We start from the raw sequence: 13,794 nt of genomic DNA on the forward strand, positions 1-13,794 counted from the left end.
CATGGCCCTGCTTACCCGCCTCCGCAGCCCCGCACCGCGCCCTCTGGAAGGTGTTCGCGCGCGCAACGCGATCATCGACATCGGCTCCAACTCGGTCCGGCTGGTAGTCTACAACGGCCCCCCGCGGCTGCCCTCGGTGCTGTTCAACGAAAAGGTCCTGGCCGGGCTTGGCGGCTCGCTGAGCCGCACCGGCAGCATCGATCTCAAGGCCATGTCGATGGCCGCGACGGCACTTGCGCGGTTCGCCTGGCTTACGCGCGAAATGGAGGTTCCGGACGTCCGCACCGTCGCGACCGCAGCCGTGCGCGACGCCAGCAACGGGTCGGAGCTGATCGCCCTTGCCGCGGCGGAAGGACTGGAGGTCGAGATCCTGCCCGGCGAGGCCGAGGCGGTAGGCGCGGGCTATGGCGTCCTTTCGGCGTTTCCCGAGGCGGACGGGATCGTCGGTGACCTGGGTGGAGGAAGCCTGGAACTGGTGCGCGTGCGGGCTGGACGGGTGTGGGAACGCACGTCCTTTCCATTGGGCGTCCTGCGGATTGCCGCAATCCGCGACAAGGGCAAGGATGCGCTCGAACGCCATGTGGCACAGGTGCTCAAGACGAGCGGCTGGACGGGGCAGGGCAAGGGCCTGCCCTTCTATCTGGTGGGCGGCTCCTGGCGCGGGCTGACGCAGCTCGACATGCACCTCACCCGCTACCCGCTGCCGATCGTCAACGGCTATGCCATGTCGGCGGCGCGGATCCGTGCCCTCGCGAACATGCTCACGACCATGCCGCGACAGGATTTGAAGGCGGTACCGAAGCTTTCATCCGGGCGTATCCCGATGCTGGGCGACGCTGCGGCACTGCTTTCAACCGTGCTGTCGGGCCTCGGGTGCGACCGGACGGTCACGTCCTCGTTCGGCTTGCGGGAGGGGTTGCTGTACCAGTCGCTCGATCCGGTCGCGCAGCGGGAGGATCCGCTGCTTGCGGCGGCGCGGGCGGAAGGACGGCGTCTGTCGCGCTTCGAGGAGCATGGCGATCTGCTCGATCAGTGGATCGCCCCCCTGTTCACCGACGAGGCGCCCGATCTTGCGAGGTTGCGCCACGTTGCCTGCCTGCTGGGCGATGTGGGCTGGGATGCGAACCCGGACTTTCGCGCGGAACGCGGCGTAGAGATTGCGCTGCACGGGCAATGGGTGGCGATCGATCCCGCCGGGCGGGCGATGGTCGCGCAGGCGCTGCATACGGCATTCGGAGGCGGCAGCGACGTACCGGAAGTGCTCGGCACGCTGGCACCGCCCGCGGCATTGGAGACTGCGCGGCGGTGGGGCTTGGCGATGCGCCTGGGGCAGCGGTTGAGTGGGGGCGTCGCCGGCCCGCTCGACCGCACCCGGCTGGCGCGCAGCAGCGAGACGATCCAGCTCGGCTATGCTCCCGCCGACGCGGCGCTCTATGGGGAGGCCGTGGAGAAGCGCCACAAGACGCTGGCCGCAGCCTTCGGGTTGAAGGCTGCGGCGGGCTGCTGAGGCTTAGCCGCAGCGGAAGTGGGTGACGGTTCCAGCGGCATCCGTGTGGATGTTGAGCCGGTCCGGCTTGAAGTCCATCGTCACCATTGTGTCGGGACCGATGCTGCGCGACGACCTGGCACCTGAGCGCTTCAGGGCATCTGTGACCAGCGCTTCGCTGGCGTGCTTGCCGACCAGATCGGTCAGGCCGTCGATCCGGCACGCACCCTGCGTCGGGGCAGTCTTGTCCGTGCCCGGCTGCAGCGCCCCGTCCGCCACGGTGGGCGTGCAGCCCGCCAGCATCAGCAATGGCAACAATGGGCGGATCATTCCGTATCCTCCGTCAAGGTCATCTTGAGCTTCCCGCCGCCGACGGAAAAGGCCATGCGGCCCTCCACCAGCGCCAGCGCGTCGCGGCCGAACTGTTCGTAGCGCCACCCCTGCAGGATGGGCAGCTTGTCCCGCTGGCCCGCCGCCAGTGCCTCAAGCTCGTCCGAACGGGCGAGCAGGCGGGCCGCCACGTTGATGTCGCGCGCGCGGATCTTCAGCAGCAGCTTGAGCAGGTCGGCAACCAGCGCGCCTTCCTTGCCGAGCGAGGGGCCACGCTCCTCGCGCGCCGGCATCTCGGCGGCCGGAAGCGGCGTTGCGTCGGCGAGCGCCGCCATCAGCCGTCCGCCGATGTCGTTGCCGGCCCAGGTGGCCGACAGCCCGCGCACCTTGGCGAGATCGGCCTGCTTCCTGGGCGGATTGCCGGCCAGGTCGGCGATGGCCTCGTCCTTGACGATGCGGCCGCGCGGCAGGTCCTTGCCCTGCGCCTCCAGCTCACGCCAGCGGGCCAGCGCCTTCAGCCGCCCGAGCACGTCAGGCTTGCGGCTGTTGATGCGCACCCGCTGCCAGGCGGCATCCGGATCGTTGAAGTAATTGGCGGGATCGGCGATTCGATCCATTTCCTCGTCCAACCAGGCGCCGCGGCCGGTCTTGCGAAGGCGCGCGACCATCTTGGGAAAGATCTTGGACAGGTGCGTCACGTCGGCGATGGCATAGTCGAGCTGGCGGCTGTCGAGCGGGCGCCGGCTCCAGTCGGTGAAGCGCGCGCCCTTGTCGACGCTGATGCCGAGGTATGCGTCGACGAGGTTGGAATAGCCGACCTGCTCTCCCTGGCCGAGCGCCATGGCCGCCACCTGGGTGTCGAACAGCGGATGCGGCGTCTTGCCGGTCAGGTTGTACACGATCTCCAGATCCTGGCCGCCGGCATGGAAGACCTTCAGCACGTCCTGGTTGTCGACCATCAGGTCGAGCAGCGGCTTGAGGTCGATGCCAGGCGCCATCGGATCGATCGCGGCCGCTTCCTTGTCGTCGGCGATCTGGATCAGGCACAGCTCAGGATAATAGCTGTTCTCGCGCATGAATTCGGTATCGACGCAGACATAGTCGGCGGTGGCGAGACGCGCGCACAAATCGGCAAGGGCAGCGCTGTCGGTGATCAACGGATGGATGTGCATCGCATGCCCATAGGCGGTGCGGCGGGTTGACAAAAGGGGGATGGGGAGGGAAGCGGCGGGCCTGCCTTTCCCCGCCACTCCAGCAAGGCCTGGGGTCCATCGAGATCCCGGCTTCCGCAGGGGCGGCGCAATCAGAGATTGCATCATGCACGCCTATCGTACGCACAACTGCAGCCAGCTCGATGCCGATGCCGACGGCCAGGAAGTTCGCCTGTCGGGCTGGGTGCATCGCAAGCGCGACCATGGCGGCGTGCTCTTCATCGATCTTCGCGACCATTATGGCATCACGCAGATCGTTGCGGATAGCGATTCTCCGGCGCTCTCGACACTTGAGTCCCTGCGCACCGAATCGGTCATCACGATCGACGGCGTGGTGAAGCGCCGCAGCGAGGCGACGGTGAACCCGAACCTCGCCACCGGCGAGATCGAGGTGTTCGCGCGTGCCGTGACCGTCCAGTCGATGGCGCAGGAACTGCCGATGCCGGTCGCTGGCGACGCCGAATATCCTGAGGATATTCGCCTGCGCTATCGCTTCCTCGACCTGCGCCGGGAGAAGGTGCACGCCAACATCATGCTGCGTGCGCAGGTGATCGCGTCGCTGCGCCAGCGCATGATCGAGCAGGGCTTCACCGAGTTCCAGACGCCGATCCTGACCGCGTCTTCGCCAGAGGGCGCGCGCGACTATCTGGTCCCCAGCCGCGTTCATCCCGGCAAGTTCTACGCGCTTCCGCAGGCGCCGCAGATGTTCAAGCAGCTGCTGATGGTCGCGGGCTTCGACCGCTACTTCCAGATCGCACCCTGCTTCCGCGACGAAGACGCGCGTGCCGACCGCAGCCCGGGCGAATTCTACCAGCTCGATTTCGAAATGAGCTATGTCACGCAGGACGACGTGTTCGCCGCGATCGAGCCGGTGCTGCACGGCGTGTTCGAGCAGTTCGCCGACTGGCAGGGCAAGGGCCGCAGCGTCAGCGCGCTGCCGTTCCGCCGCATCCCGTACCGGGAGTCGATGCTGAAGTACGGCAACGACAAGCCCGACCTCCGCAACCCGCTGATCATCACCGACGTGTCAGAGCTGTTCAAGGGCTCTGGCTTCGGGCGCTTCGCCTCGATTGTGGAAGCGGGCGACGTCGTGCGCGCGGTGCCAGCACCGGCCACGGCCGAGAAGAGCCGCAAGTTCTTCGACGACATGAACAGCTGGGCGCAGTCCGAGGGCTTTGCAGGCCTGGGCTATGCCACCCGCAAGGGTGGCGAGTGGGGCGGCCCGATCGCCAAGAACCACGGTGAAGAGGGCATGGCCAAGATTGCCGAGGCGCTTGGTCTCGGCCCGGACGACGGCGTGTTCTTCGCCGCGGGCAAGGAGGCGCAGGCCGCCAAGCTCGCCGGCCTCGCCCGCACCCGGGTCGCCGAACAGCTCGGCCTGATCGACCAGAGCCGGTTCGAGTTCTGCTGGATCGTCGACTTCCCGATGTTCGAATATGACGAGGACGCCAAGAAGGTCGACTTCAGCCACAATCCTTTCTCGATGCCGCAGGGCGAGCTGGAGGCGCTGGAGACCAAGAACCCGCTCGACATCCTCGCCTATCAGTATGACATCGTCTGCAACGGCATCGAGCTGTCGTCGGGTGCGATCCGGAACCACCGTCCGGAGATCATGTACAAGGCGTTCGAGATCGCCGGCTATTCGCAGGCCGACGTCGACGCGAACTTCGCGGGCATGATCAACGCGTTCAAATATGGCGCGCCGCCGCACGGCGGCTCGGCGCCGGGTGTCGACCGCATCGTCATGCTGCTGGCTGACGAGCCGAACATCCGCGAGGTGATCACCTTCCCGATGACGCAGAAGGCCGAAGACCTGATGATGGGCGCGCCGAGCTTCGTCTCGACCAAGCAGCTGCGCGAGCTCAACATTCGCGTGACGGCCGACACGCCCAAGAAGGATGTTGCCGAAGTCGTCGCGCCGAACGCCGGCGGCTGATCTACTATGGCCGGCACGCCGCGTGGCGTGCCGGCCCGGGGCTCGGAACGTCTGCGGCCGGTCATGCGCTTAGGGTTCATGACCCTTTGCCTTTCCGACCTCGAAACGGGGCGTCGCTATCATGGCGACTATGCCACGGACCTGAAGAAGCTCCAGAAGCGCCTGCAGCGCATCCAGGTTGCCCACATCCTGGCCGGCCGGCCTGCGATCGTCATGCTCGAGGGATGGGACGCCGCCGGCAAGGGTGGCATCATCCAGCGGCTGACCGCACGCTGGGACCCGCGGCACTTCCGGATCCATCCGATCGCCGCGCCGACGGACGGGGAGCGGGCGCGTCATTTCCTCTGGCGGTTCTGGCGCGACCTGCCTCGGGCGGGGTCGATCGCGCTGTTCGACCGCAGCTGGTACGGGCGCGTGCTCGTCGAGCGGGTGGAAGGCTTTGCCACCCCCGCCGAATGGCAGCGGGGCTATGACGAGATCAACGCGTTCGAGGCGCAGCAGGTCGCGTCCGGCACCACGCTGGTGAAGCTGTTCGTGCATGTGACGCAGAAAGAGCAGGACAAGCGCCTGCGCGCGCGGATCGACGAACCCTGGAAGCGCTGGAAGACAGGGCACGACGATTTCCACAACCGCAGCCAGCGGCCCGCCTATCTGGAGGCGATGGCGGAGATGTTCGCCCGCACCGACACGCCAAAGGCGCCATGGATCGGCATCGACGGCAACAACAAGAAAGCGGCCAGGATCGCGGCCCTGACCGCGATCGCCGACCGCCTGGAAGCGGCGGTCCCGATGGAGCCGCCGCCGCTGGCCGACGAACTGGCCGCCCTGCGCGACCAGCTTGCCGGAGGGTAAAGGTCAGGCGGCCGAGAAGACGTCGTTCTCGTCGCGGATGCGCAGCTTGCCGTCGGCGATCGCAAACACCGCGCCATGGATGCTCAGGCGACCGTTCTCGACCCGCTCCTTCACGAAGGGGAAGGTCAGGAGGTTTGCCATGGAGACACGGACGCCTTCCTGCTCCAGGGCGGCCTGGCCCTCAGGGCCGTCGCCATGCTTGGCGACCACGCGATCGCGTGCTTCGTCGAGCAGGTCGATCCAGTGGGCGACGAAGCCACCCTCACCGGGGGCGGTGTTCTCAAGGCTACGGGTGAGCGAGGCGTGCACGCCGCCGCAGGCGCCATGGCCCAGCACCAGGATTTCTTCGACTTCGAGCTTGGTGACCGCGAATTCGAGTGCCGCGGAAACGCCGTGACGACCGCCGCCGAGTTCATACGGCGGGACGAGGTTGGCGACGTTGCGCACCACGAACACCTCGCCGGGGCGGGTGCCGAACACCGTGGCCGGATCGACTCGGCTGTCCGAGCAGGCGATGATCATCACCCGCGGGGACTGTCCCGTCTTGAGCTCCGCCCAGCGCTCGCGTTCTTCCTGCCATTCGCCGCCGCGGAAGCGGTAATAGCCTTCGATGAGATCGTTCATGCGTGTCATGGGCATCGAACTAACAAAGCCCGCGGCGGGAGGCGAGTAACAAAGAATTTCCGCGCGGGCGCCTTGGATGGATGCGCGCAGGGCATCTTGCGTTGCTGCGCGCGACAGTTGTGGGAACGCCCTGCGAACGCTATCTGGCGACCATGAACGAGATGACGCCGCTCGCCCGTCCGCCCCGCGAACGCAAGCCCGACTGGATCCGCGTCAAGGCGCCGACCTCGGCCGGTTTTGCCGCGACGCGGGCGCTGATGCGCTCCAAGAGCCTGACCACCGTCTGCGAGGAAGCAGCCTGCCCCAACATCGGCGAATGCTGGTCGAAGAAGCATGCGACGGTGATGATCCTGGGCGACACCTGCACCCGCGCCTGCGCCTTTTGCAACGTCAAGACCGGCATGCCGCGGGCCGTCGATCCGATGGAGCCGCAGAATGTGGCCGATGCCGCCGCGCAGATGGGGCTGAACCACATCGTGATCACCTCGGTCGATCGCGACGACCTGCCGGACGGCGGCGCCAAGCAGTTCGTGAAGGTGATCGAGGCGATCCGCAGCGCGAACCCGACCACCACCATCGAGATCCTGACGCCCGACTTCCGCAACAAGCACGAGGCGGCCGTCGAGGCGATCGTCGCGGCGCGACCGGACGTCTACAACCACAATCTCGAAACGGTACCGCGGCTCTACCCGACGATCCGGCCGGGCGCGCGCTACTATGCGTCGCTGCGACTGCTGGAGAGCGTGAAGAAACTCGATCCCTCGATCTTCACCAAGTCGGGCGTGATGCTGGGCCTGGGCGAGGAGCGTCTGGAAATCCATCAGGTCATGGACGACATGCGTTCGGCCGACATCGATTTCCTGACGATGGGCCAGTATCTGCAGCCGACGCCGCGCCATGCCAAGGTGGCGGAGTTCGTGACGCCCAAGGCGTTCGACGCCTATGCCGCAATCGCGCGTGCCAAGGGCTTCCTGCTGGTCGCTTCCTCGCCGCTCACCCGCTCCAGCTACCATGCGGGCGACGATTTCGAGAAGATGCGCGCGGCGCGCGACGCCAAGCTGGGCGTGGCGCGGGGCTGATACGATGCCGCGCCACTCCGAAACCCGTCACCTGCCGTACACGCCGGAGCAGATGTTCGAACTGGTGGCCGATGTTGGCCGCTATGGCGAGTTCCTGCCCTGGGTGAGCGCGACGCGAGTCCGCTCGAACAGCGAGACCGAAATGGTTGCCGACATGATCGTCGGGTTCAAGGGACTGCGGGAGACCTTTACGTCCAAGGTCGCCAAGGAGCGGCCCGGACATATTCGGGTCGACTATCTCGACGGGCCGCTGAAGTACCTCAACAACGACTGGACGTTCCGGCCGGACGGGCAGGGCGGCACGCTGGTCGACTTCTGCGTCGACTTCGCGTTCAAGAACCGCATGTTCGAGCTGCTCGCGGGCCAGGTCTTTGACCGCGCGCTGCGCAAGATGATCGGCGCGTTCGAGGAACGCGCCGCTGCCCTTTACGGGGCGGGGGGCGCCACCTCTTCCAACCCGGAGACGCCGGGACGCAGCAGTTCGAGCGCACACAGCGCCGCCTGAAGCCGGACGTTGCCACGGCCTTCCACCGGGAAGAACCGCGAGTCGGCCACCACGTGCTGCGGATCGCCCCCGCGCTCCGCACGCGCGAACACGACGGTGCCCACCGGCTTCTTCTCCGTACCGCCGCCCGGCCCCGCAATGCCGGTGATGGCAACGCCCACATCGGCTTCGGTCACCTCGATAAGACCCTGGGCCATGCTCCAGGCGGTGGCGATCGACACAGCGCCGAAGGTTTCGAGCACGTCCGTGCTCACGTTCAGCACCTTGGCCTTCAGTTCGTTCGAGTAGGTGACGAGCCCGCCCTCGAACACGTCCGACGAGCCGGCGATCGCCGTGATCGCGGCCGAGACAAGGCCACCGGTGCAGCTTTCCGCGACGGCGATGCGCCGGCCGGCAGCCCGGTTTTCCTCAACCACCCGCTGGGCAGCGTCGAACAGTTCGGAAGGAAGGATCGTATCCATCGTCTTATTCCTTGCCCGCCGCACAGATCGGCAGGCGCATCATCGGGCGGGGGCTGGCGGCATCGGCCTGTGCGAACAGCACGAGCAGCGCCGCGGTGTTACGGGCGGGGAGCGGCTGCACCAGGTTGAGCGCGCGCTCAACCGTCGGGCAGTCCTTTGCCTTCAGCTCCCCGGTGACGAGCGGTGCTACCAGCGCGCCGATCATTGGCTTGGCAAAGGCCGAGTCGAGCATCTGGCTAACGTCCGGCCCCGCAACCTTCAGCAGCGCGCTGCGCGCCTGGGGCCAGGCACGTTCCGACTCGGCCGCATATTTCGACAACAAAGGTCCGCTGGTCTGCCGCAGCAGTGCGTTGGCCGGCAGCGCGGCGGCACAACGCTGGCCGGTCTGGCGGATGAGGTCGGGTGCCACGAACAGCACCAGCGCCTCTGCTTCCGCGCGAGTTACGCAGGCAGTCGTCTGCGCCTGCGCATGGCCGGCGGTCGCGAGCAGCGCTGCCAGCGCCGCGGAGAAAAAGCGCGTCATCCTGCCTCCGGGATCCGGACCGTGGCGATCGCTTGTGCCGCGATGCCTTCGCTGCGGCCGGTGAAGCCGAGCCGTTCGGTAGTGGTCGCCTTGATACTCACCTGGTCCTCCGCAATCTCCAGCAGCGCCGCAATGCGGGTGCGGATCGCCTCGCGATGGGGGCCGATCTTGGGCGCTTCACAGATAAGCGTGAGGTCGACAAAGTCGAGGATGCCGCCGCGGGCCCGGATCAGGTCGGCGGCGTGGACCAGGAAGCGATCGGACGCCGCGCCCTTCCACTGCGGGTCGCTGGGCGGGAAGTGGGTGCCGATGTCGCCGGCGCCGATCGTGCCAAGCAGCGCGTCGGTCAGTGCGTGCAGGCCGACGTCGGCATCGCTGTGGCCGGACAGGCCGCGGTCGTGCGGGATCAGGATACCGCCCAGCCAAAGCTCTTCCCCGGCTTCCAGGCGATGGACGTCGTAGCCGGTGGCGCTGCGCACGCGGAACCGGGTTGCGGCGCGCGCCTCCGCTGCGGCGAAGTCGGCGGGATAGGTGATCTTTTCGAGCATGGGATCCCCCGGGACCAAGGCGACGCTGCCGCCGGCCGCGCGCAGCATCTGCGCATCGTCGGTCGGCTCATCGCCCGACCAGCCGCGGTGTGCGGCAAGGATGGCGTCGAAGTGGAACGCCTGCGGAGTTTGCACCCGGACCAGCCCGTCGCGCGGGACCACCTCGCCGAGTGCGCTGTCCGCACGAGCGACGGTATCGGCGACCGGCAGCACCGGCACTGCGCCGGGAGCCTGCTCCAGGGCCAGGAGCAGCCGCTCGATGACTGCGGGTCCAAGGAAGGGACGGGCCGCATCGTGGATCAGCACCCGGTCGGCGCCGCCGCTTGCGGCAATCGCCTCCAGGCCCGCGCGCACCGACTGGCGCCGGGTCTCTCCTCCGCCGACGCAGCGAACCGCTCCCAGCGTCGCAGCCACCGTCTCGAACTGCTCGGCGGCGGTGACCACGATCACCTCATCGATGGCCGGATGGGCGGTGAGCGCGTCATAGCTGTGCGCCACCATCGGCCGACCGGCGACCGATGCGAATTGCTTGGGAAGCGCGCTGCCCGACCGTTCGCCACGACCTGCGGCGACGATCAGCGCGACCGTGCGATGGCCGTTCATGCGGCGCCGCCTAGCGCAAGCGGCTGCGCGCCGCCAGCCTTGCCTCGGCACCGCCCTTCGCGTACGGGCTGCCCGTTTTTCAGGCACATGTGATGCAGACCCTCGCTCCCATCCAGATCGGTCCCGTGACCGTTTCCGCGCCGGTGATCCTTGCGCCCATGACGGGCGTGACCGATCTGCCGTTCCGGCGCATCGTGCGCCGTTATGGTTCCGGCCTCAACGTCACCGAGATGATCGCCAGCCAGGCGGCAATCCGGGAGACACGCCAGTCGATCCAGAAGGCGGCTTGGGATCCGGCGGAAGAGCCGGTTTCGATGCAACTCGTCGGCTGCACGCCAAGCGAGATGGCAGAAGCGGCCAAGCTCAGCGAAGAGCGCGGCGCGGCGATCATCGACATCAACATGGGCTGCCCCGTGCGCAAGGTGACCAACGGCGACGCCGGTTCGGCCCTGATGCGCGACCTGAAGCTCGCGGCCGCGCTGATCGACGCGACCGTCAAGGCCGTGAAGCTGCCAGTCACTGTGAAGATGCGGATGGGCTGGGACCATGCCAGCCTCAACGCCCCCGAACTCGCCCGCATCGCCGAGGATCTGGGGGCGCGAATGGTGACGGTGCACGGCCGCACCCGCAACCAGATGTACAAGGGCGAGGCGGACTGGGCCTTTATCCGCAGCGTCAAGGATGCCGTCTCGATCCCGGTGATCGCCAACGGCGACATCTGCTCGGTCGAGGATGCGCGCAACGCGCTTGCGCAGTCAGGCGCGGACGGGGTGATGATCGGCCGCGGCGCCTATGGTCGGCCGTGGCTGTTGCGCCAGGTAATGGACGCGCTGAGCGGCGAGGGCGAGCGCGCCGACCCGTCGCTGGACGAGCAATATGCCCTGATTGCAGAGCATTACGAGATGATGCTCGAGCATTATGGCGATGAAGTCGGCGTCAACATGATGCGCAAGCATATTGGCTGGTACACGCGGGGGCTGCATGGCTCGGCTGAGTTCCGGAACAAGGTCAACCAGGAGGCAGACCCGACCGTGGCGCGCCGGATGCTTGCCGAATTTTATGCGCCATGGCGCTCGCGCGCGGCCGCTTGAGTATCCCGGACCCTGGGGGCGGCGTGGCACGGACTGCGCACGACGCTCCGGGGCCTGCTGACTGGTTTGCGGCGTTGCCGGTGGCGGCGCTCGTGGTCGGACCGGACGGCAGGGTCGCGCATGCCAACAGCGCATGCGAGAACCTCCTCAACCATTCCGAGCGCGCGATGCGCGGCCAGGCGATCGACTCGCTCGTGCGACTGCCGGCAGGGGCGGTCGCACGGCAGGATGGGCATGGATTCGCCGCCTATGACGTCGAGCTGGTGCTGGATCGCGCAGGGTCGATCCGCGCGGATTATGTCGAGGGCAGCCTGCCTGACCAGCCGGGCTGGCGGATCGTCACCATTCATCCCGAAGGCGCGTCGCTTCGCTTCGCCAGCTCCAGCGAGCGGGGCGGGGCGCGGGCCGCGATCGGCGCGGCGGCGATGCTGGCGCATGAGATCAAGAACCCGCTTTCCGGCATCCGGGGCGCAGCGCAGCTGCTGGCCCAGGTCGAGCAGGCGGAGGAACGGCGCGAGCTCACCAGCCTGATCACGGCCGAGGTGGATCGAGTCGCGGCGCTGATCGACCGCATGGAAGATTTCACCGATGAGCGCCCGCGGGCGCTCGAGCCGCGCAACATCTATCCGCTGATCGCCCATGCGCGCCAGATCGCGGCCGCCGGGTTCGCGAGCGGGATCGCGATCGAGGAGCGCTTCGACCCGTCGCTCCCCGACGTCCTGCTCGACGACCATGCGTTCGTGCAACTGCTCCTCAACCTCCTGAAGAATGCGGCCGAGGCGCTGGGCGCAACCGCTGCACCGCGGATCACTTTGGCGACCGCCTATCGCCATGGCGTATCGGTCGGCGGCGGTCGCGGGAAGGCCCGCCGGCAGCTTCCGATCGAGCTGTGCGTGATCGACAATGGCCCGGGCGCGCCCGCGGATCTCGCCGACCATCTGTTCGAGCCGTTCGTCTCCGGCAAACGCGAGGGGCGGGGACTTGGGCTGCCGCTCGTCGAGAAGCTGGTGGGAGAGCTGGGCGGGGTGATCCGCTATGCCCGCGAGGGCGAACCGCCCGCGACCGTCTTTCGTATCCTCCTCCCGAGAGCGCCTGACGCATGACCGACGCCTCCATCCTGGTTGTCGACGACGACGCCAGCATCCGCACCGTGATCGCGCAGGCACTCCGCCGCGAGGGCTATGACGTCGTTGCCGCCGCATCGCTCGCGCAGCTGCGCGTGGAGCTCGATGCGTCGATGCCCGACGTCCTGATCACCGATGTCGTGCTTCCGGACGGCGACGGGCTGGAGATGGCCGGAACGTTGCGAAGCGACTATCCGGACCTGCCGATCATCGTGCTTTCCGCCCAGAACACGCTCACGACCGCCGTGCGCGCCAACGAAGCGGGCGCGTTCGACTATCTGCCCAAGCCCTTTGACCTGGACGCGCTCGGGCTGGCGGTGCGCGCCGCGCTTGCGCGGCGAACGAGCACGCCGGCCGACATGGGGGAGGCGATCGACGCCAACCTGCCACTGATCGGCCGCTCGCCTGCGATGCAGGACGTGTATCGCGTTATCGCGCGCGTCGTCTCGACCGATCTGACGGTGCTGATCTCCGGCGAGTCGGGCACCGGCAAGGAACTGGTGGCGCGGGCGCTGCACGACCTGGGCCCGCGTCGCAGTGCGCCCTTCATCGCGCTCAACATGGCGGCGATCCCGCGCGAGCTGATCGAGGCGGAGCTGTTCGGCCATGAACGCGGCGCCTTCACCGGCGCGGCGCAGCGGGTTGCGGGGAAGTTCGAGCGTGCAGCCGGCGGCACGCTGTTCCTGGATGAGATCGGCGACATGCCCCTGGAGGCCCAGACGCGGCTTTTGCGCGTGCTGCAATCGGGCGAGTTCACGACCGTAGGCGGCGTTCGCACGATCCGCGCGGACGTGCGCATCGTTGCCGCCACCAACCGCGACCTCGCCGGTCTGGTTCAGGCAAACGCCTTTCGCGAAGATCTGTTCTACCGGCTCAACGTGGTGCCGGTGTCCTTGCCGGCGCTGCGCGCGCGGCGGCAGGATATCGCCCTGCTCGCACGCCACTTCCTCAACCGGGCGGCGGAGGAGGGCCTGCCCAGGCGCTCGCTTTCCGCCGAGGCGGTTGCCGCGCTTGAGGGGCACGACTGGCCTGGCAACGTACGCGAGCTGGAGAACCTCATGCGCCGCTGTGCCGTGCTCGGGCGTGACGCGCGCATTGGTGCCGAGGAACTGCGCGGGTCGTTTGGGGACAACAGCAGGTTCGTCGCGCCGCCCGAAGGAGAAGGGGCGATCGACGCCGCCGTCCGCGCGTTTCTGCGGCGGCTCGCCAACGATGCGCCCCAGGCGCTCGACGACGGCACCCTCTACGACCGCGTCATAGCGGAGGTGGAGCGGCCGCTGATAGAAGCGATGCTGGAGCGGCATGGCAACAACCAGCTGCGCGCGGCGCGGGCGCTGGGCATCAACCGCAACACGCTGCGCAAGCGGCTCGATGTGCTGGCGATCGAGCCGGGACTGGTGCGCACCGTTCCCCGCTGAAGC

14 protein-coding genes are annotated in these 13,794 nt (G+C 67.8%); 8 read left to right on the top strand and 6 right to left on the bottom strand.

What is annotated here, in order from left to right; translation table 11 throughout:
- Position 1 precedes the first annotated feature (1 nt).
- Positions 2-1,507: a Ppx/GppA family phosphatase gene (locus LK533_RS04975; RefSeq protein ID WP_229361642.1), complete on the top strand. Its 1,506-nt coding sequence runs from the start codon at positions 2-4 to the stop codon at positions 1,505-1,507.
- Between the two features lie 3 nt (positions 1,508-1,510).
- Here LK533_RS04975 and LK533_RS04980 read toward each other — a convergent pair whose 3' ends face one another.
- A complete protein-coding gene (locus LK533_RS04980; protein WP_229361643.1) occupies positions 1,511-1,816 on the bottom strand; it encodes an I78 family peptidase inhibitor in 306 nt (101 codons plus the stop codon).
- Positions 1,813-2,988, bottom strand: a complete 1,176-nt coding sequence (gene rnd / locus LK533_RS04985) for a ribonuclease D (RefSeq protein WP_229361644.1) — start codon at positions 2,986-2,988, stop codon at positions 1,813-1,815. Before rnd ends, LK533_RS04980 begins: the two co-directional genes overlap by 4 nt.
- Before the next feature lie 145 nt (positions 2,989-3,133).
- On the opposite strand from rnd, the gene aspS reads away from it, so the two are divergent.
- Both aspS and LK533_RS04995 read left to right on the top strand, forming a co-directional pair.
- Positions 3,134-4,963 (top strand): aspartate--tRNA ligase, encoded by a 1,830-nt coding sequence (gene aspS / locus LK533_RS04990; RefSeq protein WP_229361645.1) that lies wholly within the window; start codon positions 3,134-3,136, stop codon positions 4,961-4,963.
- Between the two features lie 78 nt (positions 4,964-5,041).
- The gene (locus tag LK533_RS04995; protein WP_229361646.1) at positions 5,042-5,815 is read left to right on the top strand and encodes a polyphosphate kinase 2 family protein; all 774 of its coding nucleotides are present in this window, start codon (positions 5,042-5,044) and stop codon (positions 5,813-5,815) included.
- Between the two features lie 3 nt (positions 5,816-5,818).
- On the opposite strand, the gene LK533_RS05000 is transcribed toward LK533_RS04995, so the two are convergent.
- Entirely contained in the window at positions 5,819-6,448 is a 630-nt protein-coding gene (locus tag LK533_RS05000; protein WP_229361758.1) for a carbonic anhydrase, read from the bottom strand.
- 143 nt (positions 6,449-6,591) lie between these two features.
- Between LK533_RS05000 and lipA the strand changes: the two genes are divergently transcribed.
- Positions 6,592-7,518 carry a lipoyl synthase gene (gene lipA / locus LK533_RS05005; protein WP_229361647.1) on the top strand — a complete coding sequence of 309 codons (927 nt, stop codon included), beginning with the start codon at positions 6,592-6,594 and terminating at the stop codon, positions 7,516-7,518.
- 4 nt (positions 7,519-7,522) lie between these two features.
- On the top strand, positions 7,523-8,023 hold the full coding sequence (locus LK533_RS05010; RefSeq protein WP_229361648.1) for a type II toxin-antitoxin system RatA family toxin: 501 nt from the start codon (positions 7,523-7,525) through the stop codon (positions 8,021-8,023).
- Here the strand turns inward: LK533_RS05010 and LK533_RS05015 are convergent.
- Genes LK533_RS05015 through LK533_RS05025 form a run of 3 tightly spaced genes read right to left on the bottom strand, consistent with a single transcriptional unit; the run spans position 7,945 to position 10,158 of the window.
- Positions 7,945-8,484 carry a CinA family protein gene (locus LK533_RS05015; RefSeq protein WP_229361649.1) on the bottom strand — a complete coding sequence of 180 codons (540 nt, stop codon included), beginning with the start codon at positions 8,482-8,484 and terminating at the stop codon, positions 7,945-7,947. The genes LK533_RS05010 and LK533_RS05015 overlap by 79 nt on opposite strands.
- A 4-nt stretch (positions 8,485-8,488) precedes the next feature.
- Positions 8,489-9,007, bottom strand: a complete 519-nt coding sequence (locus LK533_RS05020; RefSeq protein ID WP_229361650.1) for a hypothetical protein — start codon at positions 9,005-9,007, stop codon at positions 8,489-8,491.
- Positions 9,004-10,158 carry a bifunctional 2-C-methyl-D-erythritol 4-phosphate cytidylyltransferase/2-C-methyl-D-erythritol 2,4-cyclodiphosphate synthase gene (locus LK533_RS05025; protein ID WP_229361651.1) on the bottom strand — a complete coding sequence of 385 codons (1,155 nt, stop codon included), beginning with the start codon at positions 10,156-10,158 and terminating at the stop codon, positions 9,004-9,006. The genes LK533_RS05020 and LK533_RS05025 overlap by 4 nt, the downstream gene beginning before the upstream one ends.
- A 92-nt stretch (positions 10,159-10,250) precedes the next feature.
- Here LK533_RS05025 and dusB point away from each other — a divergent pair, with 92 nt between their 5' ends.
- The 3 genes from dusB to ntrC are packed head-to-tail and all read left to right on the top strand — an operon-like array spanning position 10,251 to position 13,791.
- Positions 10,251-11,249 (top strand): tRNA dihydrouridine synthase DusB, encoded by a 999-nt coding sequence (gene dusB / locus LK533_RS05030; protein WP_229361652.1) that lies wholly within the window; start codon positions 10,251-10,253, stop codon positions 11,247-11,249.
- Positions 11,225-12,352 (top strand): two-component system sensor histidine kinase NtrB, encoded by a 1,128-nt coding sequence (locus tag LK533_RS05035; RefSeq protein ID WP_420705816.1) that lies wholly within the window; start codon positions 11,225-11,227, stop codon positions 12,350-12,352. The genes dusB and LK533_RS05035 overlap by 25 nt, the downstream gene beginning before the upstream one ends.
- Positions 12,349-13,791, top strand: a complete 1,443-nt coding sequence (ntrC, locus tag LK533_RS05040) for a nitrogen regulation protein NR(I) (protein WP_229361654.1) — start codon at positions 12,349-12,351, stop codon at positions 13,789-13,791. Before LK533_RS05035 ends, ntrC begins: the two co-directional genes overlap by 4 nt.
- Positions 13,792-13,794 lie beyond the last annotated feature (3 nt).

This window comes from Sphingomonas sp. PL-96 (genome assembly GCF_020707215.1).
In the GTDB taxonomy this organism is placed as follows: domain Bacteria; phylum Pseudomonadota; class Alphaproteobacteria; order Sphingomonadales; family Sphingomonadaceae; genus Sphingomonas.